This is a genomic window from Mesorhizobium sp. M0563, assembly GCF_040321065.1.
Classification (GTDB): Bacteria; Pseudomonadota; Alphaproteobacteria; order Rhizobiales; family Rhizobiaceae; genus Mesorhizobium.
This window is the reverse complement of the sequence record NZ_JAMYQV010000018.1, coordinates 96758-123387: the sequence shown is the minus strand read 5'-3', so window position 1 is coordinate 123387 and position 26630 is coordinate 96758. Positions and strand designations below refer to the sequence as shown.

Sequence of the window (26630 nt, the reverse complement as noted above, 5' to 3'; positions counted from 1 at the left end):
CCGAGGGCTGGCCATGGCAAAAATCATCGAGACGTCCACCGGCGCATTGGCGCTGACCTTTGACGACGTGCTGCTGCAGCCCGGTCATTCCGAGGTCATGCCTGGCGAGACCGACATCCGCACCCGCATCGCCGGCGACATCGACCTCAACGTGCCGATCCTGTCGGCCGCCATGGACACGGTCACCGAGGCGCGGCTTGCCATCGCCATGGCCCAGGCCGGCGGCATCGGCGTCATCCACCGCAATTTCTCGCCGGCCGAACAGGCCGAGCAGGTGCGGCAGGTAAAGAAATTCGAATCCGGCATGGTGGTCAACCCCGTCACCATCGGTCCCGAGGCGACGCTGGCCGATGCGCTGGGTCTGATGCGCACCTACAGCATTTCGGGCATTCCGGTGGTCGAGAACGGCGGCACCGGCGGCCACACCGTCGGCCGGCTCGTCGGCATCCTGACCAACCGCGACGTCCGCTTCGCCTCCGACCCGGCGCAGAAGGTCTATGAGCTGATGACCCGCGAGAACCTGATCACCGTCAAGGAGAACGTCGATCAGGACGAGGCCAAGCGGCTGCTCCATCAGCACCGCATCGAGAAGCTGGTTGTGGTCGATCGGGACGGCAATTGCGTCGGGCTGATCACGGTCAAGGACATCGAGAAGTCGCAGCTCAACCCGCACGCCACCAAGGATGCGCAGGGACGCTTGCGCGCCGCCGCCGCCACCAGCGTCGGCGATGACGGTTTCGAGCGGGCCGAGCGCCTCATCGACGCCGGCGTCGACCTTCTGGTGATCGACACCGCGCACGGTCATTCGCAGCGCGTCCTGGATGCGGTGACGCGGGCCAAGAAGCTTTCCAACTCGGTTCGCATCCTGGCCGGCAACGTCGCCACAGCGGAAGGCACGCTGGCGCTGATCGATGCTGGCGCCGACGCGGTCAAGGTCGGCATCGGGCCGGGCTCCATCTGCACCACCCGCATCGTCGCCGGCGTCGGCGTGCCGCAGCTCTCGGCAATCATGTCGGCGGTCGAGACGGCGCAAAAATCGGGTGTCTCGGTCATTGCAGATGGCGGCATCAAATATTCGGGCGATCTGGCCAAGGCGCTGGCCGCCGGCGCCAGCGCGGCGATGATCGGTTCGTTGCTGGCCGGCACCGACGAGAGCCCGGGCGAGGTCTATCTGCACCAGGGCCGCTCCTTCAAAGCCTATCGCGGCATGGGCTCGGTCGGCGCGATGGCGCGCGGCTCCGCCGATCGCTACTTCCAGGCCGAGGTGCGCGACACGCTGAAACTGGTCCCGGAAGGCATCGAAGGGCAGGTGCCGTACAAAGGACCTGTGTCTGGCGTGCTGCACCAGCTTGCGGGCGGCCTGAAAGCCGCTATGGGTTATGTCGGTGGCCGCGACCTTGCCGATTTCCGCGAGCGCGCCACTTTTGTGCGGATATCCAATGCCGGACTTCGTGAAAGCCACGCCCATGACGTCACGATTACCCGCGAAAGCCCGAATTATCCTGGCGGAGCCTGATCGCCATGCGCATTGGCGCAATCTGGCGGCGATGATCCTGCGGCTGTCGCGCCACGCCGCCGCACTCTGTTTCGCCACCGTGGCGATTTTCATCATCATGACGGCGATGGAGTTCCTCTATTTTCGCCAATTGAGCGGCGGTCTGCCCTCGCTCGACATGCGCTATGCCGGTTTCACTCCGGATGAGGGCATGGCCTGGCTGACGGCGCTCGGCCGGCGTGGCAGCGAGATCATTCTCGTCTGGCATTACCTGACCTTCGACCTGCTGTTTCCGGCGCTGCTGTCGCTGACGATGGTCAGCCTGATCCTGGCAACGGGCCGGCGGCTGAAGAATTTCCATTCGCTGCCTGCGCAAACCCAGTCGATATTCGCAGCTGTGCTGGTGCTGCCCTACACGCTCGCCGACTATGCCCAGAACATCGCCGTGGCTCGTCTTTTGTCCGATTTCCTGTCTGCCAATCCGGATTCGCTATCCTTTGCCTCGGCGCTGATCGTCACCAAATTCGCGCTTCTGGCGGTGCCGGTGACCGTCATTGCGGCTTTCACTCTGATGGCTCAGAAACGGCCTTGAAGGCTGGGTGACAACGACAGAGGGCGTCTTGAACCAGACCGCGATCTTCTGGCCGATGCTGGCGCAGGTGCTGCTGGTCTATATCGTCTATGTCGTAATGGGCCGGCGCCGCTATGGTGCGGTCAGGTCGGGCGAAGCCAAGACCGGCCAGTTCAAGACGCGCTCGACGGAGCCTGGTTCCAGCATCACCGTCGCCAACAATCTGAGCAACCAGTTCGAACTGCCGGTGCTTTTCTACGTCTTATGCCTGACGCTGCACGTGACCAATGGCGTCAATTATCTGACCTTGGCGCTGATGTGGATCTTTGTGGTCTCCCGCTATCTTCACGCATCGGTCCACTTGACCAGCAATCGGCTAATCCTGCGCAGCAGGGCATTCTACGTGGGCGCGGTAGTTCTCGCACTTGGCTGGATATGGCTGGCGCTGCATCTGCTCGGCTTGGTCTGAGCAAGCTCAAGCTACAAATCGAACACCGCGATCTTGCGCTTGTCGAACCTGATCGCGAGTTCACCGCGCACCAGCCTGAGCGCGGCCTCGCCAAAGACGGCGCGCCGCCAGCCTTGCAATGCCGGCACATCGGCGTCCTCGCCCTCTGCAGCGATGCGATCGATGTCGTCACTGGAGGCGAGTACCTTCGATGCGACACCTTCCTTTTCGGCAACGATCCGCAGCAGCACCTTCAGCAACTCCGCCGCGGCGCTCGACCCCTCCGGCGGCTGGAAGCTCTTCGGCAGCTTCGGCATCTCTTCCCTGGGCAGCGCCAGGGCAGCGTTGACTGCGCCAAGCAGTGCCGTCGCCGTCGACGAGCGCTCCCAGCCCTTCGGCGTGGTACGCAGCTTGCTCAGCGCCGCCGTATCGCGCGGCGCCTGCTGCGCTACTTCGTAGATCGCATCGTCCTTGAGCACCCGGCCGCGGGGCACGTCGCGCTCGCGCGCTTCGCGTTCGCGCCAGGCGGCCACCGCCTGCACGATCGCCAGTTCCTGTGGCTTGCGCAGCCGCATCTTGAGCCGCTTCCAGGCATCCTCGGGATGCGGATCGTAGGTCTCGCGCGAGGTCAGCACGTCCATCTCCTCGTTCAGCCAGTGGGCGCGGTTTTCCCGCACCAACTCGGCGCTGAGGTGCTTGTAGACTTCGATCAGATGGGTGACGTCGGCGAGCGCGTAGTCGAGCTGCTTTTCGGACAGCGGACGATGGCGCCAGTCGGTGAAACGCGACGACTTGTCGAGCCGCGCGCCGGTGATGCGCTGCACCAGCTGGTCGTAGGAGACGCTGTCGCCGAAGCCGCAGACCATCGCCGCGACCTGGGTGTCGAACACCGGATGCGGCACCAGATCGCCGAGATGCACAATGATTTCGATGTCCTGTCGCGCCGCATGGAAGACTTTGACGATCGCCTCGTTGGCCATCAGCCTGAAGAACGGTTTCAGGTCGATGTCGGGCGACAGCGGATCGATCAGCGCCGTCACCCCGGGCGCTGCCATCTGGATCAGGCACAGGATCGGCCAGAAGGTCGTTTCGCGAATGAATTCAGTATCGACGGTGACGAATTCCGCCTTTTCGAAAGCGGCAATAACGGTCTCGAGTTCGTTCTGGGTGGTGATGACGTGCATCAAATCGCTTTTGGCAAGGGATAGGGTCTCTTTCAATTTCAGCCGCGCGCGCTTTCGTCAAGCGCAAGCACCTTTATCGGGCTTTGCGGGTTCATCGGGATCGGCATTCCGCTTCGCCAACCGGGCAAAAACCGTCGATGTGCGCAACAGCGCCGTAAAACGGCTGCGATGGCTCGCCGGCACAGCAGAGCGCGCCCGCATCCGGAAAAGGATGACCGCCACGAAGATCGCATAGACGGTGGCGCTGAACACGAACAGCGCGCTCGGCCCGAAATATTGCATCACCGTCGAGGCTGCGAAGGGGCCGCCAATGGCGCCGAAGGAATAAAACAGCATCAAGGCTGCGTTGATCAGCACAAACTCGCCCTTGTCGGCGCGGTCGTTGGAATGCGCCGCCGACAACGAATAGAGCGGCATGGCAAAGCAGCCGAAGATAAAGACGAGCAGGAAGTTGAGGAACGGGCTGCCGCCTGCCACGAACGCCAGCGCCAGTGCCGCCACCATCGCACAGCACGTCGTCATCAGCAGCACCGAGCGCCGGTCCCAGCGGTCGGAGAGATAGCCAAGCGGATATTGGATGATGGCGCCGCCGAAAATGCCGACGCTGACGAAGGTGACGACGTCGGCGACCGACATGCCGATCTGCTCGGCATAGACCGGCGACAGGGTGCGGAAGGCGCTGTTGGTCACGCCGACGGCGATGCAGCCGAAGCAGCCAAGCGGCGAGATGCGCCAGACGCGTGCCAAATCGAGTTTGACGTCTTCCGGCGGCGTCGGGTTGGAGCGGTCGCCGAGCGAAACCGGCACCAGCGACACGGTGATCATCATCGACATGATGGCGAAGATGGCAAAGCCGCCGGCGCCGAAGATCGGGATCAGGAATTGGGCGCCCGTCACCGAACCGATGTCGACCATGCGGTAAATGGCAAGCACCCGCGCCCGGTCGGTGTTGGTGACGCCGGAATTCAGCCAGGCTTCCATGATGGTGAACAGGCCGGCAAAGCAGAACCCGCCGGCAAAGCGCACGGCGCACCACATCACCGGATCGATGACCAGCACCAGCAGCAGCGTTCCCGCCGAGGCGATCGCCGCCAGCGCGGAAAAGGCGCGCACATGGCCGACGGACTTCATGATGCGGGTGACGGCAAGGCAGCCGAGCAAAAAGCCGGCGAAATAGAACGTGCCCATCAGGCCGATAGAGGAAGCGGGAAAACCCTCCTGCGCACCACGCAGCGCAATCAAAGTGCTCTGCAGGCCGTTGCCGCCGAGCAGGATGCCGGCGGCGATCAGGAGCGGGATCAGCGGGCGGATGGAGGACATGAAGGAAAGCCTGTCGTTGATCCTTCTTGAACCATCGCCTTCGCCAATGCCAGCGGCAATTCCCGGAGGCGTTGGGGCCAGGCAGGGCCATAGGCTGCCTTGGGAACTTGCGCTACCGCGTCGCGCCGGATGCTCCGTGTTGGGAACCCAAGGCGTATCTTTGTAGTTCAGTGCTGGTGGTGCTGAGGACGGTGTCGGGCATCGACGTCCGTTTCTGCTGCTGCCTGAAGCTCCAAAGGGAGATCCGTCATCATGAAGTTTCATCCCGCATTTGCTGGATTTGCCGTGGCCGCAGTTCTGGCGGCCGGGCCGGCGCGGGCTGTCGACCTCGCCATGGTGTCGGGCGATACCGGCAACGGCCAGAGAATCCTTCGCGAGATACTCGATCAATACGAGAAGAAGACCGGCAACAAGGTTAGCGTGGTTCCGGTGCCGCCCTCGGGGACCGATCAGTTTAGTCAATACAGGCTCTGGCTTGCGGCTGGAAACAGCGACGTCGACGTCTATCAGACGGACGTCATCTGGGCTCCCCAGCTTGCAAAGCAGCTCGTCGATCTGACCGCGGCGACCAAGGATGTCGTCGGCGCTCATTTCCCATCGATCATCAAATCGCAGACCGTCGACGGCAAGCTCGTCGCCTTGCCGATATTCACCGACGCTCCGGCGCTCTATTACCGCAAGGATCTCCTCGACAAATACGGCGCCAAGGTCCCGACCAGCTGGGCCGAGCTTGCCGATACTGCCAAGCTTGTCATGGACAAGGAACGCGAGGGCGGCAACAAGGACATGTGGGGCTTCGTTTTCCAGGGCAACGCCTATGAGGGACTGACCTGCGATGCACTCGAATGGGTGAAGTCGAACGGCGGTGGTCAGATCATCGAGCCGGACGGCACGATCTCCATCAATAACCCGCAAGCAGCCGCGGCGCTGGAAATGGCGAGGAGCTGGGTGGGAACCATCTCGCCTCCCGGCATTCTGGCCTATCAGGAAGAAGAGTCGCGCGGTGTCTGGCAGACCGGCAACGCCGTCTTCATGCGCAACTGGCCCTACGCCTATGCGCTTGGCAACAGCGAAAGCTCCCCCATCAAGGGCAAGTTCGAGGTGACGACGCTGCCGTCCGGGTCGGGTGAGGGCGCCCGCCCGGCAGCAACGCTTGGCGGCTGGAATCTTGCGGTTTCCAAATATTCGAAGAACCCGGCCGCAGCCGTCGAGCTGGTCAAATGGATCGCTTCGCCTCAGATGCAGAAGTACCGCGCCTTGAAGGGGGCATATCTGCCGACCATTCAGGCGCTCTATGACGATGCCGACATCGCCAGCGCCCAGCCGGTTATCCCGCGCTGGAAGGAAGTTGTCCTCAACGCGGTGCCGCGTCCCTCGGCCCAGGCCAAGACCAGGTACAATGAGGCATCGAGCGAGTTCTGGACCGCCGTCCACAACACCATGTCCGGCGAGGGCACGGCAGCCGACAACCTCGCCGATCTGGAGTTCTCCTTGACCAGGCTCAAGGGCACCGCCTGGTGACCTCGCCGTGCTCAGGCTCGCTGCTGGCGCGTCAGCGTGTGCGCTCGGCATGGCTGCTGCTTGCCCCGATGCTCATCGTGCTCGCCGCCGTTGCCGGCTGGCCGTTGATGCGCACGATCTATTTCGGCTTCACCGATGCCTCGCTCGCCGACCTGGAAGCCCGTCGCCGGGTTGGCTTCGCCAATTATTTCTCCATCCTGCAAATGCCGAGCGGCCGCGTCATCTATGACGGGCTGCTCGCCGATCCGGTCTGGTGGCGCGCCGTCTGGAATACGGTGCGCTTCGCGGTGATTTCGGTAACCTGCGAGACGGTGCTCGGCATGATCGTCGCGCTGGTGCTCAACACCAAGTTTCGCGGCCGCGGCATCGTGCGCGCCGCGATTCTAATCCCTTGGGCCATCCCGACGATCGTCTCGGCGAAAATGTGGCAGTGGATGCTCAACGACCAGTTCGGCATCATCAACGACGTCCTTCTCAAGCTCGGCCTGATCGGCACCAAGATCGCCTGGACGGCTAGCGCCGACACGGCCATGGTCGCCATCCTCATTGTCGACATCTGGAAGGCGACCCCGTTCATGGCGCTTCTCATTCTCGCCGGCCTCCAGATGCTTCCACAAGAAATCTACGAGGTCGCCAAGCTCGACGGCGTCGGCGCGTGGAAAGTTTTCTGGAAGATCACCTTGCCGCTCATCCGGCCGGCGTTGATGGTGGCCATGATCTTCCGCGGTCTCGATGCGCTGCGCATCTTCGACCTGATCTACGTGCTCACGCCAAACAACATCCACACCAAGTCGATGTCGGTGTTTGCCCGCGAGAGCCTGTTTGAGTTCGACAAGTTTGCCTACGGCTCCGCCGCCTCGACGCTGCTCTTCCTCATCCTCGCTTTGCTGACCATGCTCGTTCTGTGGCTCGGCCGGATAAGACTGGACAAGGACTATTGATCATGTGGGGCTGCTGACCATGTGGATCGTCAAGCGCACGGCTTTCTACCTCCTCGTCGCCATTATTGTCGTCGTCGCGGTATTCCCGTTTTACTACGCCATCGTCACCAGCCTGAAATCAGGGACGGCGCTCTTCCAGATCGACTATTGGCCGAAGACGATCACCTTCAGCAATTACCAGACCGTTTTCACCGAGGGGACCTTCCTGCGTAACCTCGTGAACTCGCTGGTCATCTCGAGCGCCGTTGTCGTCATTTCGCTGTTCCTCGGCGTCACCGCCGCCTATGCCCTGGCGCGCATCCGCTTCCGCGGCCGCTCGGTTCTGCTCCTCATTATCCTGTCCGTCTCTATGTTCCCGCAATTGGCGGTGCTTGCCGGGCTTTTCGAGCTGATCCGGGCCTTCGGCCTTTACAATTCGCCGTTCGCGCTGATCTTGTCCTACATGATCTTCACCTTGCCGTTCACCGTCTGGGTGCTCACCGCCTTCGTTCGCGACCTGCCGATCGAGCTGGAGGAAGCGGCGATCCTCGACGGCGCCACGCCCTGGATCATCATCAGCCGCGTTTTCCTGCCGCTGATGTGGCCGGCGCTGGCGACCACCGGGCTTCTCGCCTTCATCGGTGCGTGGAACGAATTTCTGTTCGCGCTTACGTTTACCTCCAACAACGAGCAGCGAACCGTGCCGGTCGCCATCGCGCTGCTCTCCGGCAGCTCGCAGTTCGAGATCCCGTGGGGCAACATCATGGCCGCATCGGTGATCGTCACCGTGCCGCTCGTCATCCTCGTCCTGATCTTCCAGCGCAAGATCATCTCCGGCCTCACCGCAGGCGGGGTCAAGGGATGAGGTGCTGAACATTTCGTCGCACACAGAGGCTTGCCAACTCGCCATCGTTCGCGGAACGTCCCCGCTCAAAAATCGAATGGCGAGACGACATGCAGATCCTGCTGATCACCGGCCCGGCTGGCGTGGGCAAGACCACGCTGTGCTGGGAAATGAGCGCTCAACTCAGCGCAGCGCAGATAGCTCACGCGGTTATCGAGACAGACGAAATCGACAGAGTGTTCCCCCGCCCAAGTGCCGAGGACCTTGAAAGAATTCAGCCTGGAACTGTTGATGTCAGCAGCATCAATTTGGCTGCGATCTGGTCAACATATCGGGTGCTGGGCCACTCGCGCTTGATTATGTCGGGTGTCATGATGCACCTCCAATTCGATCGGCGGTGGATTCTTGCTGCCATACCCGACGCGCGGATTACGGTGGTTCGTCTGTCCGCTACGGAACCCACAATACTCGCGCGTCTAGCACAGCGCGAGATTGGATCCGGTGCGGAAGAGCAGGCACAGCGCTCGTTTCGACAAGCCAGGCGCATGGCCGGTGAAGCAGCCGAAGATCTGTTTGTGGTACCCACAGATGGCAAGATGCCAAAGGAACTTGCGGAGATCATTTTGCGGGAAGTTGGCTGGTTGAGTATCGTCGCAGAATAGCGCAGGGAGGCATCGAGATCGTCCACCGTTGTCTGCGCCCAAGGTCCGAAGGGCTTGAAAGCCGAAGTTCGAACCGAGATGCCACCCGGGCGCCGCTTGCCTTGACAAATGCACACTCTCATGTGCTTTTCGCGCAAATTTTCAGGCCGGGCCATCGTGCTTTGGCCGCAACCAACATCCGGACCTAGCAATGACAATGCATCGTTACCGCAGCCATACCTGTGCCCAGTTGAGGAAGAGCGACGTCGGCTCTTCCGTCCGCCTGTCGGGCTGGGTGCATCGCGTGCGCGACCATGGCGGCCTGCTGTTCATCGATTTGCGCGACCATTACGGCCTGACCCAGATCGTCGCCGATCCGGATTCGCCGGCCTTCAAGATCGCCGAGACCCTGCGCGGTGAATGGGTCGTCCGCGTCGATGGCGAGGTCAAGGCGCGCCTCGCCGACACCGTGAACCCTAATTTGCCGACCGGCGAGATCGAGATTTTTGCGCGCGAGATCGAGGTGCTGTCGGCGGCCAGGGAATTGCCGCTGCCGGTCTTCGGCGAGCCGGATTATCCGGAGGACATCCGCCTCAAATACCGCTTCCTCGACCTGCGCCGCGACACGCTGCACAAGAATATCGTCGCGCGGACGAAAATCATCGCCGAGATGCGCAAGCTGATGGGCGAGGTCGGCTTCACCGAATTCTCGACGCCGATCCTGACCGCCTCGTCGCCGGAAGGGGCGCGCGACTTTCTGGTGCCGTCGCGCATCCACCCCGGCACTTTCTACGCGCTGCCGCAGGCACCGCAGCAGTATAAGCAGCTGATCATGGTGTCCGGATTCGACCGCTACTTCCAGATTGCGCCGTGCTTCCGCGACGAGGACCCGCGCGCCGACCGTCTGCCGGGTGAATTCTACCAGCTCGACGTGGAGATGAGCTTCGTCGAGCAGGAGGACGTGTTCACCACCATGGAGCCGGTGATGCGAGGCGTTTTCGAGACCTTTGCCGCCGGAAAGCCGGTGACGCAGAAGTTTCCGCGCATCGCCTATGATGTCGCGATCCGCAAATACGGCACCGACAAGCCGGACCTGCGCAACCCGATCGAGATGCAGGCCGTCTCCGATCATTTTCGCGATTCCGGCTTCAAGGTATTTGCCAACATCCTTGCCAACGATCCGAAGGCCGAGGTCTGGGCCATTCCGGCCAAGACCGGCGGTTCGCGCGCCTTCTGCGACCGCATGAACTCATGGGCGCAAGGCGAGGGCCAGCCCGGGCTGGGCTACATCTTCTGGCGCAAGGAGGGCGAGAAGCTCGAAGGCGCCGGGCCGCTGGCCAAGAACATCGGCGAGGAGCGCACGGAGGCGATCCGCCAACAACTCGGCCTTGCCGATGGCGATGCCGCTTTCTTCGTCGCCGGCGACCCGAAGAAATTCGTCTCCTTCGCGGGTGCGGCGCGCACCCGCGCCGGCGAGGAGCTCAACCTTGTCGACCGTGATCGCTTCGAATTGTGCTGGATCGTCGACTTCCCGTTCTTCGAATGGAACGAGGAGGAGAAGAAGATCGACTTCGCGCACAATCCGTTCTCGATGCCGCAAGGTGGCATCGATGCGCTTAACGGCGAGGATCTGCTCGGCATCAAGGCGTTCCAGTACGACATGGTCTGCAACGGTTTCGAGATCGCCTCAGGCGGCATTCGCAACCATCTGCCGGAAACCATGGTCAAGGCGTTCGAAACGGTCGGGCTGGACCGCGCAACCGTCGAGGAACGCTTCGGCGGCCTTTACCGTGCCTTCCAGTATGGCGCGCCGCCGCATGGCGGCATGGCGGCCGGCATCGACCGTGTCGTCATGCTTCTGGTCGGCGCCAGGAACCTGCGCGAAGTGACCATGTTCCCGATGAACCAGCAGGCCTACGACCTGTTGATGAACGCACCGTCGGAAGCCAGCCCGCAGCAGCTTCGCGAATTGTCGCTGCGCGTCGTGGCGACGAAGAAAGAGGTTTAGGAAACGCTCCGAACCGGTCCTGTGGATTCATAAAAAAGCCCGGCATCGCTGCCGGGCTTTTTGCTTGAAGGCTGTCTCGGTCAGTCTTCGTTCGCGGTAACCGTCACGCCAAGCGTTTTCGGCAGGTCGAGCGGGTTGGACATGGCGCCCGCCATGATCAGCGCGAACGGCACCGCTGCCGGCGGCTCGGCCGAGACCTCGATGCTCTGCGGATCGTCGAGGAACTTGTTGACCGCGGCCGAAACCTGCGCCGTCAGTTCCGGATTGTTGAGCTGCGCCATGCCGAATGGCACGATCGCCTTGGCCTGGTTGGCAATGTCCTTGCCGGACATGCCTTGCTGCTTGCCGGCATAATCGAGCACCTTCTTGGTCAGCGAATCGTCGTCGAAGCGGATCGAGGCGCTGTTGAACGATAGCTGCTGCAGCAGCCCGAGCATGGCCATGCCTTGCGCCGAATTGTCGGCGCCTTCAGGCTGAGCTGCCATCTTCTTCTGCATCTCCTGCATCGATTTGATGACATCCAGCGTGTAGCCGCCGAGATTGAAGGTCATGCCGAGTGTGCCGGCATTGTCGACCGAAATTTCGTATTTCGACAAATCCATCTTGCCGTCGGTAGGCTGCCAGGTGCCTTCCATCTCAAGATTGCCCGATATGTTCTGGTAGCCGAGTGCGTTGATGACTTCCTTGGACTTCGGATCTTCGACCAGCGTCAGGTCGGCAGTGAACTTTTCCGTGGTGCCGGAGAACGCCATGGCCTTGCCGTCGGCCGGCGGCGTGATTGCGATGGCAAGCCCGTCCATCGAGAAGGCAGTCTTGTCGGCGACCTTGACGGTCATGTTGTCGAGCTCGGCCGATTTGTAGATCATCAGCGAGCCCAGCGGGCCGCTTGCGCCTTCGGCCGGAACCGTCATGTCGTGGATGACGAAGGGGCTGAGATTGAGCGTGACGCCATCTTCGCTGTGTTCGAACGGCGAAGTCGATACGGTCGCGATTTGATAGCCGCCATTGGCTTCGGTCACGCCTTCGAGCTTGACGTCGCCGATCTTGAGCGCCTCCTTTTCGGCCGCCGGTTTGACCGCTACGCCTTGCAGAACCATGCTGGAGGTGTCGCCGGTTACTCCGGTCCAGGAGAGGTCGACGCCCTGGGCGGCGAGGGCAGCCTTCAGCCGGTCGGCAACCGCGGTATCCTGCGCGAACGCCGCATTCAGCGGCAGCGTCAGCAAAAAGGTCGAAAAAGCCAGTCTTTTAATAAGTGTCGAGTGTCTGATCGTCATCGAGAGCTCCCCTGAGAGTGTCCTGAAATTCTTTTCAAATCGTCGCGTCGTCACCATTCAGCGACGAACTGGACCGGAAAAAGGCGGGCCTCGGCACAATGGTCGAAAATCGCGGCCAAAGGCAAACCCGATCCATCAGGCTTGCGATAGAAGCCGGATGTAACGGATTGATGTTGGCCGGCGTCGCGACGCTTCCAATTCCTGTTGCACAATGCAGGTCGCGCAAAAGTGTGCAGCGGTTTTGCGCGACATGGATCAAACAAGGACCTAAAGCGCGCGCATAAGGCCGGTCGAACGCGACGCGCTTTAGGAGGACGTATGCCGGCGCCTCTTGCCGCGAATCACCCGCTCGGCTAGTGCCAGCCCATGGGAAAAAGGCTTTTGCCGCCTGAAACTGGCGGCGGCGACAATATCGAGCCGGTCGATCTGAAGAAGGCGCTGGAAGAGCGCTATCTCGCCTACGCGCTGTCGACCATCATGCACCGGGCGCTGCCGGACGTGCGCGACGGGTTGAAGCCGGTGCATCGCCGCATAATGCATGCCATGCGCTTGTTGCGGCTCAACCCCGACCAGGGCTTTGCCAAATGCGCCCGCATCGTCGGCGAGGTGATGGGCAAGTTCCATCCACATGGCGACCAGTCGATCTACGACGCATTGGTGCGGTTGGCGCAGGATTTTTCGATGCGCTACCCGCTGGTCGACGGGCAGGGCAATTTCGGCAATATCGACGGCGATAACGCCGCCGCCATGCGCTACACCGAAGCGCGCATGACCGACGTGTCGACGCTGCTGCTGAAAGGCATCACCGAGGACGCGGTCGATTTCCGCCCGACCTACAACGAGGAAGACGAGGAGCCGGCCGTGCTGCCCGGCGCCTTCCCGAATCTGCTCGCCAACGGCTCGTCCGGTATCGCCGTCGGCATGGCGACCTCGATCCCCCCGCACAATGCGGCCGAGCTTTGCGACGCCGCGCTTCACCTGATCGATCATCCGGATGCACCCGTCACCAAGCTGATGGACTTCGTGCAAGGTCCGGATTTCCCGACCGGCGGCATCATCGTCGACAGCCGAGCCTCGATCCTCGAAGCCTACGAAACGGGACGCGGCGGCTTTCGCGTCAGGGCGAAATGGAGCCAGGAGGACCAGGGCAGGGGCACCTGGAACATAGTCGTCACCGAGATCCCCTACGGCGTCCAGAAGGCCAGGCTGATCGAAAAGATCGCCGAGCTCTTGATGGCGCGCAAGCTTCCGTTGCTCGAGGATATCCGCGACGAGAGCGCCGAGGACATCCGCGTTGTGCTGGTGCCGAAGAGCCGCTCGGTCGATCCCGGCATCATGATGGAATCGCTATTCAAGCTGACCGAGCTCGAAAGCCGCTTTCCGCTCAACATGAACGTGTTGTCGCGCGGCAAGGTACCGAACGTGCTGTCGCTGAAAGGCGTGCTCAAGGAATGGCTGGAGCACCGCCGCGACGTCTTGATCCGCCGCTCCAAGCACCGTCTCGGCGAGATCGAGAGGCGGCTGGAGATCCTCGCCGGCTATCTGATCGCCTATCTCAACATCGACGAGGTGATCAGGATCATCCGCGAGGAGGACGAGCCCAAGCAGGTGATGATGGCCCGCTGGTCACTCACCGACACGCAGGCCGAAGCCATCCTCAACATGCGGCTGAGGGCGCTGCGCAAGCTCGAGGAATTCGAGATCCGCGAGGAATTCAACGGCCTGACCGGCGAGAAGAAGCAGATCGAGGCATTGCTTGCGTCCGACGCCAAGCAGTGGGCGACGATCAAGTGGGAAGTCGCCAATGTTCGCCAGAAATACGGGCCCGAGACCGAGATCGGCAAGCGCCGGACCGAGTTCGCGGACGCGCCCGAACATGACCTGACCGATATCGCCCATGCCATGATCGAGCGCGAGCCGGTCACCGTCGTCGTTTCGGAAAAAGGCTGGCTGCGGGCCATGAAAGGTCATCTGACCGACCATTCGGCCCTGACCTTCAAGGAAGGCGACAGCCTCAAGCTCGCCTTCCACGCTCAGACGACCGACAAGGTGCTGGTCTTCACCACCGGCGGCAAGTTCTACACGATCGGCGCCGACCGGCTGCCGGGCGGGCGTGGCCATGGTGAGCCGATCCGCATCATCGTCGACATGGACAACGACCAGGATATCGTCACCGCCTTCGTCCATGACCCCAAGCGCAAGCTGCTGCTGGTTTCGCATGACGGCAACGGTTTCATCGTGCCGGAAGAGGAGGTCGTCGCCAACACCCGCAAGGGCAAGCAGGTGATGAACGTCAAGGCGCCCGACGAGGCCCAGCGCTGCGTGAGCGTCGCCGGCGACCATCTCGCCATTGTCGGCGAGAACCGCAAGATGCTTGTGTTTCCGCTGGCCGAGATCCCGGAGATGGGACGCGGCAAGGGCGTGCGCCTGCAGAAATACAAGGATGGCGGTGTCCTCGACCTCAAGACCTTCACGCTCGCAAGCGGCCTATCCTGGCAGGATTCGGCAGATCGCACCTTCACCAAATCGCGTGACGAGCTTGCCGAATGGATCGGCGCCCGCGCCTCGGCCGGTCGCATGGTGCCGAAGGGGTTCCCGCGCACGGGCAAGTTCGGGTAGCGCGCGAAGGAGCGTGACCTTTCGGGGGCGGTCAGGCGAGGTGGTGAAAGGGAATTCGTGTTTTCGCGCCTGGCGGCGCATTTTGTTCTTGCTTTGTGCCGGCAGCTATGCTACTAATTTCGCTATGGTGCTGATTCGCACCGACGACCCGCCCGCCAAGGCGGGTTTTTTGTTTCGGGCTCCTTTCGACCAAATTGGAATGCCGTCACGATTGCTGCACTATATCAGTGCATAGGCTTCGCCATGGGAAAGCGCGGGGATAACGCATCTGGACGACACGGGGCGTTGGGGAGGTAGTCGCTTGAAGGAAGTCAGGATCCAGAAGCCGGAGCGGCAGCAGCGCCTGTTTGGCCTGTCGACGCCGCTCAGGGCCGCTGTCATTCCGCCGCTGTCGGCGGCGCGCTGGCTCCTGGTGCTGATCGTCGCCGCCGGAGTTTATTTCTTCCACGGCTTCCTGTTCCCGGTCCTTGCCGCCCTGGTTATCGCTTTCGCCAGCTGGCCGCTCTATCGGCGGCTGCTCGCCGGCGTCGGCGGCAACCGCACGATTGCCGCGACGCTTGCGATCCTGTTCATCCTGACCTTCCTGGTGGTGCCGATCGCGCTTGCCGGCACCTATGCCATCAACGAGGTGCGCGAATGGGTCGGCTGGGCGATCGAGACCAACCGCTACGGCGCGCCGACGCCGCACTGGATCGCCACGCTGCCTGTGGTAGGCGAATGGCTCAATGAACAATGGACGGTCAACGTTGGCCACCCAGGCGGTATCGGCGAACTGATCCAGCTGATCAGCGGCGCCAATATCGGCAGCATCTATCGCGGCGTGCTTGCCGCCGGCGGCAGCGCCTTCGGCCTTTTGCTGACGCTGCTGTTCATGATGATCGCGCTGTTCTTCGCCTATCGCGACGGCGAGCATTTCGCCGGGCAGGTCGATCGCCTCGGCGAACGCATCCTGCCGGCCAGATGGGAACGGATCTCACGCGTGGTGCCGGCGACGATCTCCTCCACCGTCACCGGCATGACCGTTATCGCCATCGGCGAAGGGCTGGTGCTGGGCATCGCTTACTGGTTGGCCGGCGTGCCGTCGCCGGTGACGCTCGGCGCACTGACCGGCATCATGGCGCTGATCCCCGGCGGCGCGCCGCTGTCGTTCACGCTGGTCTCGATTTACCTCGCCGCCAGCGGCTCGCCGATGGCCGGGCTGGCGCTGTTCATCTGGGGCGCCGTCGAACTCTTCGTCGTCGACAAGACATTGCGCCCGAAGCTGGTTGGCGGACCGATAAAGCTGCCCTTCCTGCCGACTTTCTTCGGCCTGATCGGCGGCGTCAAGACAATGGGTTTTCTCGGCCTGTTCATCGGCCCGGTGCTGATGGCCCTGCTGGTCGCGATCTGGCGCGAATGGCTGCGCGAGGTGGAACTGACCGATGAACTCGCTGCCGCCGAACCGGCGGAGCAGGAAGATGCACCGCCGCAGATCGAAATTGTCGCCGAACGCGCCGCCGCGAAAAAGAATCAGGCCGGGTGACTGACGGCGAGCGTGGCGCGGCGCTTACGCCCCTCGTGCAACTGCCAGAGCGAATGGCCGATCAAGGTGACGATGAGGATCGTGCCGCCGATCAGGCTGTTGCGCGACGGGGTCTCGGCGAAGATCATCCACACCCAGACCGGCGCCAGCACGGTTTCTAACAGGTAGAACATCGCCACTTCCGGCCCGGAAATGTATTTCGGACCGTTGGCGAGGCAGAAGAACGAGATCGGCATGATGACGGCGCCGTTGAAGACGATCCACCACGGTGCGTTGACGTGAAAACCCACCTTGGAAACCATCAGGGCGGCGATGGCCAGTGGCAGCACGACTCCGATCAGCGCGGTGAAGCCCATATCCTTGCCGCTGGCGCGCGAGATGGTGATGGCCGCGGCGATCATGAAGGCGGAGCATAGTGCCATCAGGTCGCCGAAGAGATGCCCGGTTCCGACGGAATCACCGACAATCATCACGACGCCGGCGATCATCAATGTCAGCGCTGCGACCGTCAGGGGCTGTGGCCTCTCCTTCAGGAATAGCCACGACAAAAGGGCCGCGAACATGGTGGTGAAGGCCAGGATGAAAACGAGGTTGGCGGTCGAGGTGTTGTAGACGCCGGTGATGAAGGCGATCGAGCCGAGTCCGTAGAGGGCGGCAACGATGAGCCCTGACCAGCCCGGGATAAGCTGCGGTGCCTTTGCGCTCAGCGAGCGCCAGATGGCCCAGATGACGAGCGTGGCGACGAAGGTCGTGCCGGTGCGCAAGAGCAGGATCGTCCATGCCTCGCCGTCGGCGAGCCGGATCAGCGGAATGTCGACGGTCAGCGTCAACCCGCCGATGGCGGTGATCAGAAGGCCTCTCTGGTGGTCGTTGTGGGAAGACATGCAGCAATTCTCGCGATAGGCCTGGAGGCGCAAATTGACCCACCCGGTCTTCCAGCCGATCGGCCGGAAGTCCAGCGGCATCCTCCTCGAAACAATTTAAGGGTGAATACCGAAAGCGGAAATCAGCGCAAAACCGCTTCGTGATTGTAGCGTTCCCAGCCTTTCGGGCCGAGATGCTCCTGCGGCTGGAAGCGCATCTTATAATTCATCTTGCGCGAGCCGTTGACCCAGTAGCCCAGGTAGACATGGGGCAGCCCCATCGCCCTGGCGCGGGCGATGTGGTCGAGGATCATGAAGGTGCCGAGGGAACGGTCCTCGAAGTCCGGGTTGAAGTAGGAATAGACCATCGACAGGCCATCGGCCATCTTGTCGGTGAGGGCCACGGCGATCAGTTCGCCCTGGCCCTTGCCGGTGATGAAGCTATCAGGTCCGCGGCGACGGTATTCGATGACCTTGGTGTCGACATGGGTATCCTCGACCATCATGGCGTAGTCGAGCACGGTCATGTCGGACATGCCGCCACGGCGGTGGCGGGCGTCGAGATAGCTGCGGAACAGCGAATACTGCTCGGTGGAGGGTTCGGCGTCGTGCATGGCGCCGACCAGATCCGAATTATGCTGTATGACGCGTTTCATGTTGCGGCTGGCGGTGAATTCCTGCGCCAGGATGCGCACCGACACGCAGGCGCGGCAGGTCTCGCAGGCCGGCCTGTAGGCGATGTTCTGCGACCGCCTGAAACCGCCCTGCGTCAACAGATCGTTCATCTCGGGGGCCTTGTCGCCGACCAGGTGAGTGAACACCTTGCGCTCGAACTGCCCCTCGAGATAGGGACACGGCGAGGGCGCGGTCAGAAAGAACTGTGGCGACTGGGTCGGGTGCTGCGTCATCGAGCCTTGGAAACACTCCTGCGAATCGCTCTACCTTTGGCGCGGACGCCGAAAAATTCAACAGGATTGTGAAAGCCTGGGTGATTGGACGTCTTCACTTTTGCGCGCAAAGGCCGCGGCCGCGCTTCAAAGCCGCTCAGCGGCCGCTGCGGCTGACGACCGTGCCGAGCAGCAGGTCGTGCAGCGTGCGCTTGCGGTCGGAAAACAGGCTCACCAGCAGGACCAGCGGCGAGAGGATGACATTGCCGGCCCAAAACAACACCGAATGGACGACGGCGGTCAACCCGTCGATGCGGCTGCCGTCTAGCCGGTCGAGCCGGATGCCCATCATCTTCATGCCGGTGGTGGCCTGATCTTTACTGCCGAGCGTGTTCCAGATGTAGAGGATCGCGACGGCCGGCACGAGAATGGAAAACAGCATCCAGCCGAGGCCGAGCGTCAACAGCCCGAACAAGAACACCAGGATCGCGAATGGAATAGTGAGCAGCGCGACGATGAAATAATCGATGACGAAGGCGAGAATGCGCCGCGTGCGCACGCCCTCATAGGCGCGAACGTCTTCGAGCCTGCTGGTGATGATTTCGCCGTCGAGAACGCGAGCGTTCATGTCATTTCCTCGTAATCGAACCCGGGTTAATGCACGGGCCGCGTATTGATGAAATGGTGAAGGTTCGCGGTGGAATCAAGATCGAACCGTTCGCCACCGTAGATGGTGACGGAGTGCCCGGCGCCGTCTGACTTGTTGAATTCATGGCGCGGATAGCGTTAGCTTGCTGCGGCGCAACAAAAGGTGCCGAGCCGAGGGGACGGGGCGACATGGACTACGACATGCTGGTCATCGGCAGCGGCCCATCCGGGCGCCGCGCCGCGGTGCAGTCGGCCAAGCTCGGCAAGTCGGTGCTGGTGGTCGACAGAGGTCGTCGTCTTGGCGGCGTGTCGGTACACACTGGCACCATACCGTCGAAGACGTTGCGCGAGACGGTGCTCAACCTCTCGGGCTGGCGTGAGCGCGGCTTTTATGGACGCGGCTACCGGGTCAAGCAGGACATTTCGGTCGGCGATCTGGTCGAGCGCCTGCACAAGACGCTCGACCATGAGGTCGAGGTGCTGCAGCACCAGTTCATGCGCAACACGGTCAAGAGCGCTCGCGCCGCGGTAAAATTCCTTGGCCCCAACAAGGTGAGCCTGACCACCGACACCGGCGACTACAGCGAGGTTGGCTTCGCCCATGCGCTGATCGCGGTCGGCACACGGCCGCACCGGCCGCGCGACGTGCCGTTCGACAAGGCACGGATATTCGACAGTGACGAGATGCTGGAGCTCGACCGGCTGCCGCGCACGCTGACGGTGATCGGCGCCGGCGTCATCGGCGTCGAATATGCGACGATCTTTTCGGCGCTCGACGTTCCGGTGACGCTGGTCGAGCCGCGCAATACCATATTGGATTTCGTCGACCGCGAGATCGTCGACGACTTCATCCATCAGATGCGCGACCGCGGCATGACCATCCGCTTAGGCAGCGCCGTCAAGGAGATCGCCTCCAAACCCGATTATGCCGAGGTGATGCTGGCAGACGGCCGCACCATACGTTCCGAGATGGTGCTTTATGCTGCCGGGCGTACCGGCAATGTCGGCAGCCTGGGCTTGGAAGCGGTCGGCATCGAGTCCGATTCCAGAGGCCGCATCAAGGTCGATCCGCAGACCTTCCAGACCAGCGCGTCCAACATCTATGCCGCCGGCGACGTCATCGGTTTTCCGAGCCTGGCCTCGACCTCGATGGAGCAGGGCAGGGTGGCCGCTTGCCACGCGTTTGGCGTGCCGTTGCCGCCGCCGCCCGAAACCTTTCCCTACGGCATCTACGCCGTGCCGGAAATCTCCACCGTCGGCCAGTCGGAGGAGCAGGTGCGCGAGAGTGGTGCTGCCTACGAGGTCGGCGTGGCGCGGTTTCGCGAGACATCGCGCGGCCACATCATGGGCGTCAATACCGGCTTCCTGAAGCTTCTGTTCTCGATCGAAACACGCCGTCTGCTCGGCGCCCATATCGTCGGCGAGGGCGCGACCGAACTCATCCACATTGGCCAGGCGGTCATCAATCTCGGCGGCACCGTCGACTTCTTCGTCAACAACACCTTCAACTATCCGACGCTGGCCGAAGCCTACAAGATCGCCGGGCTGGACGCCTGGAACCGCATGGGGCGAGGATAGCTTCGAGGCTCATCGATCTGACGTTGCAACGGCGACCGCAGGATCCGCCAGCCATTGCCTGACGATCTCGGCGTCCGGATCGCCGATTTCATGGCCGGAGGCAATGGTGTGGGTCTCGACCTTGGCGCCATGCGAACTCAGCAGGGCGGCCAACACCGGCGCGAATGGCGCATAGGTCAGGTCGGCGGCGCCGGCGATGATCAACGCCCGCGCCTTCGACAGGTCGGCCGGCGGCACCTCGTCAAGCACCGGCATCGGACGCAGCAATGCGGCGCGCTCGATCAGGCCCGGATGCAGCAGCATGACGCTTGAGACCAGATTGGCGCCGTTCGAATAACCGACAAAGGTCGCGCGGCTGAGATCGAAGCGGTGGCGCTTCGCGATGCCGTCGACGAAGCCCGCGAATGCGTCCGCCTCCGCACGGATGCTCGTCTGTTCGAAACGCGTCGGGGTGATTCGTGTGAACCAGCGGAACCCGCCCTCCTGAGGGATGCGGCCACGGACCGCAACCAGCGCCGCATGCGGCGCGATTTGCCGACCAAGCGGCAGCAAGGTCGTCTCATCGACTCCCGATCCATGCTGCAGGAACAGCCAGTCACCGGGTAAATTGGCGGGTCGATGGAGCCGGTAGAAAAAGCCTGAATTTTCCTGCAAAATACCGTCTTCGAGGCTCTCCTCGGCCATAGTCACATCCTTTTGATTTCGCGTTACTTTCGTTAATTTGCCGGCTTCAAAACGAAATATTTTCAAGCTCCGCGAAAGTTGATTGAACCGGGCGCATTTCAGTCCGTTTCTTTGCCGATATAATCCCCCCGCGGGAGGGATCGAAGCAGTGTGCGCCGGGTGGTCGCATGCCGGCATGAACAACCAGCTTTAAGGCCTTTTATCGATGACCATGCCAGTTTCGCCGGAACGCGATACGCGTATTGACGTGTTCCGGGCTCTCGCCCTCCTGACCATATTCATCGACCATGTGCCGGGCACCGTTTTCGAAACCCTGACCTACAAGAATTTCGGGTTTTCGGATGCGGCCGAGGCCTTCGTGCTGATCTCCGGCATGTCCGTCGCTCTCGCCTACGGCACCAAATTCCAGCCGGGAAACCGGCTGATTGCAACGCTGAAAATGTGGCGCCGCGCCGGCGTGCTCTATGTCACCCACATCGTCACGACGATGGTGGTCATGGCTATCTTCTGCGCGGCGGCGGTGTTTGCGAAACGGCCGGACCTTCTGACGCTGATCAACATCGAGCCGCTCGTCAGAAACCCGCCACAAGTCCTGGTCGGCATCGTCACGCTCGGCCATCAGCTCGGTTACAACAACATACTGCCGGTCTATGCAGCGCTGCTGTTGATGGCGCCGGCCTTCCTGCTGTTCATCAGCTATCGGCCACTGGCGGCGCTTGCCGTATCCGCAGCCCTTTGGCTGCTTGCCGGAATCTACCAGATCGCGCCACCGAACTACCCGGAGCCCGGGTTCTGGTTCCTCAATCCGCTGTCATGGCAATTGCTGTTCAATATCGGCATGGCCAGCGTGTTGCATGTGCGGCGCGGCGGCACCATCCCGGTCAATCGCTGGCTGGTCGGCGCCGCCGCCGCCTATGTGCTCACGGCGCTCGTCTGGGTGCACAGCCCACTGTGGGGGCATGTGTCATGGCTCGACCTGCCGGTGGTGCTGACCGGTTTCGACAAGACATTCCTGTCGTTGCCGCGACTGCTGCACATCCTGGCGATGAGCTACCTGGTCGTCGCCTTGCCTTCCGTCTCGAACCTGTTCCGCACCGGTCGTGACAATCCGCTCGCCATATTGGGCAAACGCTCGTTGCCGGTTTTCATTGCCGGAACGGTGATTGCCATGGCGGCGCAAGTGATGAAGCTGATCAACCCGGGCGGCATTGCCTATGACAGTCTGCTGCTCGCCGCCGGCATCGCCATGCAGTTCGCGCTCGCCTTCTATCTGGAGTGGCTGTCTGCCATCGGCTGGTCCGGAAAGGGCAAGCCGGTCCGCAACGAGGCGGCCCGCTCGTCCTTTGAAATTGGGCCGATGGCCGCGCAAGCGAACCGATAAACCTGGACGCTCGATCTGCCGGCCTCAAGCTATGCTCGGCGGCGGTCCGGACGATGCCCTGACGACAAGTTCGACGTCGAGCGTTTCTCGCCGCACCGTGCCGTCGAAGTCGAGGATTCTTCGCGCTGCCCGGCGGCCGATCTCGGCGATCGGCTGGGCGATGGTGGTGAGCGGAGGCTCGCAAATTGCGGCTTCAGGCACGCCGTCGAAGCCGACGACGGAAACATCGCGGGGAACCGCGATGCCCCATGCGTTGAGCCATTCCAATGCCACCATTGCGATCCGGTCCGACATCGCCAGGATGGCGGTCGGCGGTTCCGCCGAGGCGAAGATGGTTTCGAGACCAGCCCTTGTGCTCGCCTTGTCGTTTTCGGTCTCGTAGACCGGCACCTTGGCGGTGTCGACACCGAACCTGGAAAGCTCTTCGAAATAGCCGAGGAGGCGGTCACGGGTTCCGGTATACGACGCTGTCCGGACCTGCTCGGGCGAGACAAGACCGGTGCTGTCGTCGGCGAAGGCCAGCGACAACACGGCGAAGCGGCGATGTCCAAGTACCGCCAGATGGTGCGCCGCCAGCCGGCCGCCGGCAACATTGTCGATACTGATCGCCGAGACCGTGTCGTCCTGCGAGCCGAACTCGAGCGCAACGAAGGGCAGCTTTCGTTCGCGCGTCAGCTCGACGAGACGCGGACCGCCCTCGATGCAGAACAGGATGAAGCCGTCGACCAGGGCGCTCTGGATGTTCCAGGCAAGTTTTTCCTCGTTGCCAGCCGACACCAGAGCAATTCCCGCGCCGGTGGCGTCGCAGGCCTCCGAAATGCCGGCCATCATCACGCGGGCAAAGGGGTCGTCAAAGAAATAGGACAGCGGCTCGGTGGTGGCGACGCCGATCGCATTGACCTTGCCGGCACGCAGCAGGCGGCCCTTGGGATCGGGGCCGGCATAGCCCAGCGCCTCGGCCGCCGCCTTGACCCGCTCGCGGACTTCCTCGCGCACGATTTCGGGACGGCTGAAGACATTGGAGGCAGTGCCGTGTGATACGCCCGCGGCTTTGGCGATGTCGGCCAGCCGGATGGGCCTCCTGCTGCCTTCGGTGAGTGATGCCATGTGTTTGTCTCCGGGATTCCGGTCCAACAGTATCGCCGATTACCTAACACCTTCCTTGGATCGATTCAAATTTTTGCTTGACATTTATGGTGCGGCGCGTATTCTTTGAATCGATCCAAGAGCGTTTTTCGTTTTACCGATTGGATCGATACAAGAGGAGAGTGCCATGCACCCCGTCAATTATCTGTTCGAGGACATTTACCGGAACGACTGGAGCATCCGCTCGAGCGCGGAGGCCCGGAAGCGGCGCGACAGGACCGGTCCGTGGATTCGCGACCTGCGTTTCCTGAAGCGACGCGAGTGGAGCTGATTGGCAGCGCATTTTTTCGCCTGCTGATTGGATCGATTCAAATAAGCTAGAGGAGATTAAGCCATGCACCCGGTCAAGCATCTGTTCGAAGACATCTATCGCAATTATTGGGGCATCTCGCCGGCTACCGAACGGCCGGAGCGACGGCGTGTGGTCAAGACGACCAAGCGCGACGGGCAAGTCCGGCTCGAACGTCCGCGAGACTGAGCTGGCAAGACAGAGCTCGTGGATCGAGCGCGGCTGGTGAAAGAGCAGCGGCCGCCATTGGTTGTCGCATCAATGGCGGCGCGGGCGCACCAGCGCCGAGGCGGCCATCACCAGCCAGCCGCCGATCAGCAAGGTGCCGCCGATCGGCGCCGACATCGGGAACAGCCGCGAGCCGAGGAAGTCGCGAGCGAGGAGATCTCCCGAGAACAGCAGAAGCCCGACGAGGAGGATGAGGCTTCCGCTTCGCAGGATGGTATTGCCACCGAGCAGCCCGACGGCAAGCAAAACCGGCGCATGCATGAGCAGGAAGGATGCGGCCGTACCGACGAAAGCGCCGCCGAGATGCGCCGACGCCGCCGAAAGCGCCACGCCGGTTGCGCCGCATAGGCCGCCGGCAAAAATCAGAATGCGGCTGCCTGCCGCGTGTTCATCCGTGCTCATTTTCCAGGCCTCCGTAATTGCTGGCGACCGCCTGAGATAGCGCTGCGCGAACCGTGTCAGGATTTGCCGGCTTCCGCCAGCATGTCGCGTTCGCGGCGCGACTGGACCAGCCAGTTATAGGCCGCTCCGCCCGCCATGAGCACGGATGTGCCGAGAAACACCGCGCGCATGCCGAAATGGCCACCAACGAAGCCGCCGAGCAACGGTCCGGCGACCTGCCCGACATATTGCGCCGAGATCGACAAGCCCAGCACATTGCCGCCGACGCCGTCAGGCACATTGTGGCGGATGACGCTGGTGATGCAGGGCAAAAGACCGCCAAGCGCCAGGCCCATCAGGAAACGCAGGCCGACGAGCTGCCAGCCTTGCGTGACGAAGGCCTGCGGGATCAGGAGCAGCGCCGAGACTGCGAGCGCGGCAACGATGACGTTCCAGTGGCCGATACGGTCGGCGAGCTTGCCGAGCCGCGACGCCGACAGGATGGCGCCGAGCGCTGCCGCCGACATGACGATGCCGGAGACCAGCGTGACCTGGCTCGGATCTTCGATGAGCTGCTGGACATAGACGGTGATGATCGGCTCGATCGACATGGTGGCGAAACTCAACAGCGTCCCGGTCGCCAGCATGGCGACGACGGGGCGCTTGTCGGGAATTTGCGACCAGCCGCCTTTCGCCTTTTCTTCTGACGCGGCCTTGGCGGCAACCGGGCGAGGGGCCTCCTTGATCAGCAAGGTGGTTGCCAGAAAGGCCAGGAAAATGACGCCGCCGGCGAGCAGGAATGTGGCGCGGATGCCAATCAGCGGCGGCAGCGCGCCGCCGAGCAGCGGGCCGACCAGGGCACCGGCCGTGATTCCGGCTGACAGCACGCCCAGCGCCCAGCCGGAGCGATCCTTCGGCGTCTGCATGGCAACGAGGATGGTCGAGCCCGAAGAATAGCCGCCGGCAAAGCCGATCAGCAGGCGCAAGAACACCAATTGCCAGACAGTCTGCACCATGCCGGTCAGCGACATGCACAGCGCCATGCCGAAACTGGCGCGCACCAGCATCAGTTTGCGGCCGTAGCGGTCGCCTAACCGCCCCCACAGGGGTGCGACCAGCGCGGCAGCAAGGAAAGTGGCGCCGTAGGCGATGCCCGACCACTGCACGATCGCCGCATGGCCCTCGGCGCCCAGCTGTTCGACGTAGAGCGGCAGGAACGGCAACAGCAGCGTCATCGCTGCGAGCGTGCTGAACGAGCCGGCAAAACACACGGCGAGATTGCGGCGCCAGTGGACGTTATGCGTGCCTTGCACGGCGAGGGTGGCGTCTTGCGGCATGTCAGAGACTGCTGTGGTTGGGTTGCTGCGGATACCATTTTGGGATACCAAACTGGTATCCGTCATGGACGCAAGGCTGGTCGCTGTCAATGCGGTCCCTGCAAAGTGATCGCCAGTAATGGCCGGTGAGCAGAGGGCTAATGAACCGGCTCCAACAAACGGAACGCCAATGTCGCAGATGCAGAACGTCGAAAAGCAGCTTCGCGAGATGATCCTCGGGCTCGAGATCGGTCCCGGCGAGCGGCTGACGGAGCGCTGGGTCGAAAGCCGCTTCGGCGCCTCGCGCACGCCGGTCAGGGCGGCGTTACTGCGGCTCGAGACCGAAGGCCTGATCTGCCGCGACGGCCGCGGCTGGACGGTCTCGCCCATCAATCTTGCCGAGCTGGAGCAGATCGCCGTCTATCGCGAGGCGGTCGAGGTCGCGGCAGTCAGGCTGACTTGTGCCTTGCAGGACAGGGGTGCCGTCGAAATCATCGAGGCGATGCTCGATTCCTGCGACGACCAGACGCCGCGCGAGGAATGGCATCGTGTCGGCATGGATTTTCATATCGAGCTGGCGCGCCTGTCAGGCAACGAGTTCCTGTTCAGAGCGGTTCGTGATGCGATGACGCGCCTGTCGCGCGCCCGCTGGCTCGAGGTTCGCGACGAGGCAGCGCTTGGCCGTGCCTGGGCCGAACACCATGACATTCTGTCGGCGGTGCGGGCCGGCGATGCCGACGGGGCCGCCTGCCTGCTTTCATCTCATATCGACGGTAGCCGCGACCGGCTGGTGACGTCGTTGCGCAACGACCGGCGCGGCCTGCGCGCCAGGGGATTTGCCGTCGTCGCTTGAGTGAGGATC

General features: G+C 62.5%; 25 protein-coding genes. 15 read left to right on the top strand and 10 right to left on the bottom strand.

Annotated features, from left to right (window positions below):
• Positions 1-13: 13 nt before the first annotated feature.
• Genes guaB through NKI50_RS22115 form a run of 3 tightly spaced genes read left to right on the top strand, consistent with a single transcriptional unit; the run spans position 14 to position 2535 of the window.
• Complete coding sequence (guaB, locus tag NKI50_RS22125) at positions 14-1516, top strand: IMP dehydrogenase (protein ID WP_352458563.1); 1503 nt, start codon at positions 14-16, stop codon at positions 1514-1516.
• A gap of 31 nt (positions 1517-1547) precedes the next feature.
• Positions 1548-2087 carry a hypothetical protein gene (locus NKI50_RS22120; protein WP_031193481.1) on the top strand — a complete coding sequence of 180 codons (540 nt, stop codon included), beginning with the start codon at positions 1548-1550 and terminating at the stop codon, positions 2085-2087.
• Positions 2088-2115: 28 nt separating this feature from the next.
• Positions 2116-2535: an MAPEG family protein gene (locus tag NKI50_RS22115; protein ID WP_023717240.1), complete on the top strand. Its 420-nt coding sequence runs from the start codon at positions 2116-2118 to the stop codon at positions 2533-2535.
• A gap of 11 nt (positions 2536-2546) precedes the next feature.
• Here NKI50_RS22115 and rnd read toward each other — a convergent pair whose 3' ends face one another.
• The gene (gene rnd, locus NKI50_RS22110) at positions 2547-3698 is read right to left on the bottom strand and encodes a ribonuclease D (RefSeq protein WP_023717241.1); all 1152 of its coding nucleotides are present in this window, start codon (positions 3696-3698) and stop codon (positions 2547-2549) included.
• A gap of 57 nt (positions 3699-3755) precedes the next feature.
• On the bottom strand, positions 3756-5018 hold the full coding sequence (locus NKI50_RS22105; RefSeq protein ID WP_023717242.1) for an MFS transporter: 1263 nt from the start codon (positions 5016-5018) through the stop codon (positions 3756-3758).
• Between the two features lie 252 nt (positions 5019-5270).
• Between NKI50_RS22105 and NKI50_RS22100 the strand changes: the two genes are divergently transcribed.
• The 5 genes from NKI50_RS22100 to aspS all read left to right on the top strand — a co-directional run bounded on the left by NKI50_RS22100 (position 5271) and on the right by aspS (position 10952).
• Complete coding sequence (locus tag NKI50_RS22100) at positions 5271-6539, top strand: ABC transporter substrate-binding protein (RefSeq protein ID WP_023717243.1); 1269 nt, start codon at positions 5271-5273, stop codon at positions 6537-6539.
• A gap of 68 nt (positions 6540-6607) precedes the next feature.
• Complete coding sequence (locus NKI50_RS22095) at positions 6608-7480, top strand: carbohydrate ABC transporter permease (RefSeq protein WP_352717578.1); 873 nt, start codon at positions 6608-6610, stop codon at positions 7478-7480.
• A 19-nt stretch (positions 7481-7499) separates the two neighbouring features.
• A complete protein-coding gene (locus NKI50_RS22090; protein WP_023717245.1) occupies positions 7500-8324 on the top strand; it encodes a carbohydrate ABC transporter permease in 825 nt (274 codons plus the stop codon).
• An 89-nt stretch (positions 8325-8413) separates the two neighbouring features.
• A complete protein-coding gene (locus NKI50_RS22085; RefSeq protein ID WP_023717246.1) occupies positions 8414-8965 on the top strand; it encodes an AAA family ATPase in 552 nt (183 codons plus the stop codon).
• Positions 8966-9161: 196 nt separating this feature from the next.
• Positions 9162-10952 (top strand): aspartate--tRNA ligase, encoded by a 1791-nt coding sequence (aspS, locus tag NKI50_RS22080; RefSeq protein WP_023717247.1) that lies wholly within the window; start codon positions 9162-9164, stop codon positions 10950-10952.
• Between the two features lie 80 nt (positions 10953-11032).
• Here aspS and NKI50_RS22075 read toward each other — a convergent pair whose 3' ends face one another.
• Positions 11033-12226 carry an aq_1923 C-terminal domain gene (locus NKI50_RS22075; RefSeq protein ID WP_352640048.1) on the bottom strand — a complete coding sequence of 398 codons (1194 nt, stop codon included), beginning with the start codon at positions 12224-12226 and terminating at the stop codon, positions 11033-11035.
• 366 nt (positions 12227-12592) lie between these two features.
• Here NKI50_RS22075 and parC point away from each other — a divergent pair, with 366 nt between their 5' ends.
• Both parC and NKI50_RS22065 read left to right on the top strand, forming a co-directional pair.
• Positions 12593-14845 carry a DNA topoisomerase IV subunit A gene (parC, locus tag NKI50_RS22070; RefSeq protein WP_352717559.1) on the top strand — a complete coding sequence of 751 codons (2253 nt, stop codon included), beginning with the start codon at positions 12593-12595 and terminating at the stop codon, positions 14843-14845.
• Between the two features lie 301 nt (positions 14846-15146).
• Positions 15147-16367 (top strand): AI-2E family transporter, encoded by a 1221-nt coding sequence (locus NKI50_RS22065; protein WP_023717250.1) that lies wholly within the window; start codon positions 15147-15149, stop codon positions 16365-16367.
• On the opposite strand, the gene NKI50_RS22060 is transcribed toward NKI50_RS22065, so the two are convergent.
• The 3 genes from NKI50_RS22060 to NKI50_RS22050 all read right to left on the bottom strand — a co-directional run bounded on the left by NKI50_RS22060 (position 16355) and on the right by NKI50_RS22050 (position 18745).
• Positions 16355-17251, bottom strand: a complete 897-nt coding sequence (locus NKI50_RS22060; protein ID WP_352640090.1) for a DMT family transporter — start codon at positions 17249-17251, stop codon at positions 16355-16357. The genes NKI50_RS22065 and NKI50_RS22060 overlap by 13 nt on opposite strands.
• Before the next feature lie 122 nt (positions 17252-17373).
• Complete coding sequence (locus tag NKI50_RS22055) at positions 17374-18138, bottom strand: arginyltransferase (protein ID WP_352621047.1); 765 nt, start codon at positions 18136-18138, stop codon at positions 17374-17376.
• A gap of 136 nt (positions 18139-18274) precedes the next feature.
• Positions 18275-18745, bottom strand: a complete 471-nt coding sequence (locus NKI50_RS22050) for an RDD family protein (protein ID WP_023674465.1) — start codon at positions 18743-18745, stop codon at positions 18275-18277.
• Between the two features lie 209 nt (positions 18746-18954).
• On the opposite strand from NKI50_RS22050, the gene sthA reads away from it, so the two are divergent.
• Positions 18955-20343, top strand: a complete 1389-nt coding sequence (gene sthA / locus NKI50_RS22045; RefSeq protein ID WP_352640050.1) for a Si-specific NAD(P)(+) transhydrogenase — start codon at positions 18955-18957, stop codon at positions 20341-20343.
• A gap of 9 nt (positions 20344-20352) precedes the next feature.
• Here sthA and NKI50_RS22040 read toward each other — a convergent pair whose 3' ends face one another.
• On the bottom strand, positions 20353-21204 hold the full coding sequence (locus tag NKI50_RS22040; RefSeq protein WP_352717557.1) for an alpha/beta hydrolase: 852 nt from the start codon (positions 21202-21204) through the stop codon (positions 20353-20355).
• Between the two features lie 28 nt (positions 21205-21232).
• Here NKI50_RS22040 and NKI50_RS22035 point away from each other — a divergent pair, with 28 nt between their 5' ends.
• A complete protein-coding gene (locus NKI50_RS22035) occupies positions 21233-22408 on the top strand; it encodes an OpgC family protein (protein ID WP_352640052.1) in 1176 nt (391 codons plus the stop codon).
• Between the two features lie 24 nt (positions 22409-22432).
• Here the strand turns inward: NKI50_RS22035 and NKI50_RS22030 are convergent, their stop codons facing one another.
• On the bottom strand, positions 22433-23515 hold the full coding sequence (locus NKI50_RS22030) for a LacI family DNA-binding transcriptional regulator (protein ID WP_352717555.1): 1083 nt from the start codon (positions 23513-23515) through the stop codon (positions 22433-22435).
• 166 nt (positions 23516-23681) lie between these two features.
• Here NKI50_RS22030 and NKI50_RS22025 point away from each other — a divergent pair, with 166 nt between their 5' ends.
• Both NKI50_RS22025 and NKI50_RS22020 read left to right on the top strand, forming a co-directional pair.
• Complete coding sequence (locus tag NKI50_RS22025; protein WP_023717258.1) at positions 23682-23825, top strand: hypothetical protein; 144 nt, start codon at positions 23682-23684, stop codon at positions 23823-23825.
• 63 nt (positions 23826-23888) lie between these two features.
• Positions 23889-24032: a hypothetical protein gene (locus NKI50_RS22020; RefSeq protein WP_023717259.1), complete on the top strand. Its 144-nt coding sequence runs from the start codon at positions 23889-23891 to the stop codon at positions 24030-24032.
• Between the two features lie 69 nt (positions 24033-24101).
• Here NKI50_RS22020 and NKI50_RS22015 read toward each other — a convergent pair whose 3' ends face one another.
• The gene (locus NKI50_RS22015) at positions 24102-24473 is read right to left on the bottom strand and encodes a DUF423 domain-containing protein (RefSeq protein WP_023717260.1); all 372 of its coding nucleotides are present in this window, start codon (positions 24471-24473) and stop codon (positions 24102-24104) included.
• Between the two features lie 56 nt (positions 24474-24529).
• Complete coding sequence (locus tag NKI50_RS22010) at positions 24530-25789, bottom strand: MFS transporter (protein WP_352640054.1); 1260 nt, start codon at positions 25787-25789, stop codon at positions 24530-24532.
• 169 nt (positions 25790-25958) lie between these two features.
• Between NKI50_RS22010 and NKI50_RS22005 the strand changes: the two genes are divergently transcribed.
• Positions 25959-26621 (top strand): GntR family transcriptional regulator, encoded by a 663-nt coding sequence (locus NKI50_RS22005; protein ID WP_023717262.1) that lies wholly within the window; start codon positions 25959-25961, stop codon positions 26619-26621.
• Positions 26622-26630 lie beyond the last annotated feature (9 nt).

Coding starts and splice junctions, on each gene's coding strand:
- guaB (WP_352458563.1), top strand. CDS start 14: ATGGCAAAAATCATCGAGACGTCCACCGGCGCATTGGCGCTGACCTTT.
- NKI50_RS22120 (WP_031193481.1), top strand. CDS start 1,548: ATGATCCTGCGGCTGTCGCGCCACGCCGCCGCACTCTGTTTCGCCACC.
- rnd (WP_023717241.1), bottom strand. CDS start 3,698: ATGCACGTCATCACCACCCAGAACGAACTCGAGACCGTTATTGCCGCT.
- NKI50_RS22105 (WP_023717242.1), bottom strand. CDS start 5,018: ATGTCCTCCATCCGCCCGCTGATCCCGCTCCTGATCGCCGCCGGCATC.
- NKI50_RS22100 (WP_023717243.1), top strand. CDS start 5,271: ATGAAGTTTCATCCCGCATTTGCTGGATTTGCCGTGGCCGCAGTTCTG.
- NKI50_RS22095 (WP_352717578.1), top strand. CDS start 6,608: ATGCTCATCGTGCTCGCCGCCGTTGCCGGCTGGCCGTTGATGCGCACG.
- NKI50_RS22090 (WP_023717245.1), top strand. CDS start 7,500: ATGTGGATCGTCAAGCGCACGGCTTTCTACCTCCTCGTCGCCATTATT.
- NKI50_RS22085 (WP_023717246.1), top strand. CDS start 8,414: ATGCAGATCCTGCTGATCACCGGCCCGGCTGGCGTGGGCAAGACCACG.
- aspS (WP_023717247.1), top strand. CDS start 9,162: ATGCATCGTTACCGCAGCCATACCTGTGCCCAGTTGAGGAAGAGCGAC.
- NKI50_RS22075 (WP_352640048.1), bottom strand. CDS start 12,226: ATGACGATCAGACACTCGACACTTATTAAAAGACTGGCTTTTTCGACC.
- parC (WP_352717559.1), top strand. CDS start 12,593: ATGGGAAAAAGGCTTTTGCCGCCTGAAACTGGCGGCGGCGACAATATC.
- NKI50_RS22060 (WP_352640090.1), bottom strand. CDS start 17,251: ATGTCTTCCCACAACGACCACCAGAGAGGCCTTCTGATCACCGCCATC.
- NKI50_RS22055 (WP_352621047.1), bottom strand. CDS start 18,138: ATGACGCAGCACCCGACCCAGTCGCCACAGTTCTTTCTGACCGCGCCC.
- NKI50_RS22050 (WP_023674465.1), bottom strand. CDS start 18,745: ATGAACGCTCGCGTTCTCGACGGCGAAATCATCACCAGCAGGCTCGAA.
- sthA (WP_352640050.1), top strand. CDS start 18,955: ATGGACTACGACATGCTGGTCATCGGCAGCGGCCCATCCGGGCGCCGC.
- NKI50_RS22040 (WP_352717557.1), bottom strand. CDS start 21,204: ATGCCGGCATGCGACCACCCGGCGCACACTGCTTCGATCCCTCCCGCG.
- NKI50_RS22035 (WP_352640052.1), top strand. CDS start 21,233: ATGACCATGCCAGTTTCGCCGGAACGCGATACGCGTATTGACGTGTTC.
- NKI50_RS22030 (WP_352717555.1), bottom strand. CDS start 23,515: ATGGCATCACTCACCGAAGGCAGCAGGAGGCCCATCCGGCTGGCCGAC.
- NKI50_RS22025 (WP_023717258.1), top strand. CDS start 23,682: ATGCACCCCGTCAATTATCTGTTCGAGGACATTTACCGGAACGACTGG.
- NKI50_RS22020 (WP_023717259.1), top strand. CDS start 23,889: ATGCACCCGGTCAAGCATCTGTTCGAAGACATCTATCGCAATTATTGG.
- NKI50_RS22015 (WP_023717260.1), bottom strand. CDS start 24,473: ATGAGCACGGATGAACACGCGGCAGGCAGCCGCATTCTGATTTTTGCC.
- NKI50_RS22010 (WP_352640054.1), bottom strand. CDS start 25,789: ATGCCGCAAGACGCCACCCTCGCCGTGCAAGGCACGCATAACGTCCAC.
- NKI50_RS22005 (WP_023717262.1), top strand. CDS start 25,959: ATGTCGCAGATGCAGAACGTCGAAAAGCAGCTTCGCGAGATGATCCTC.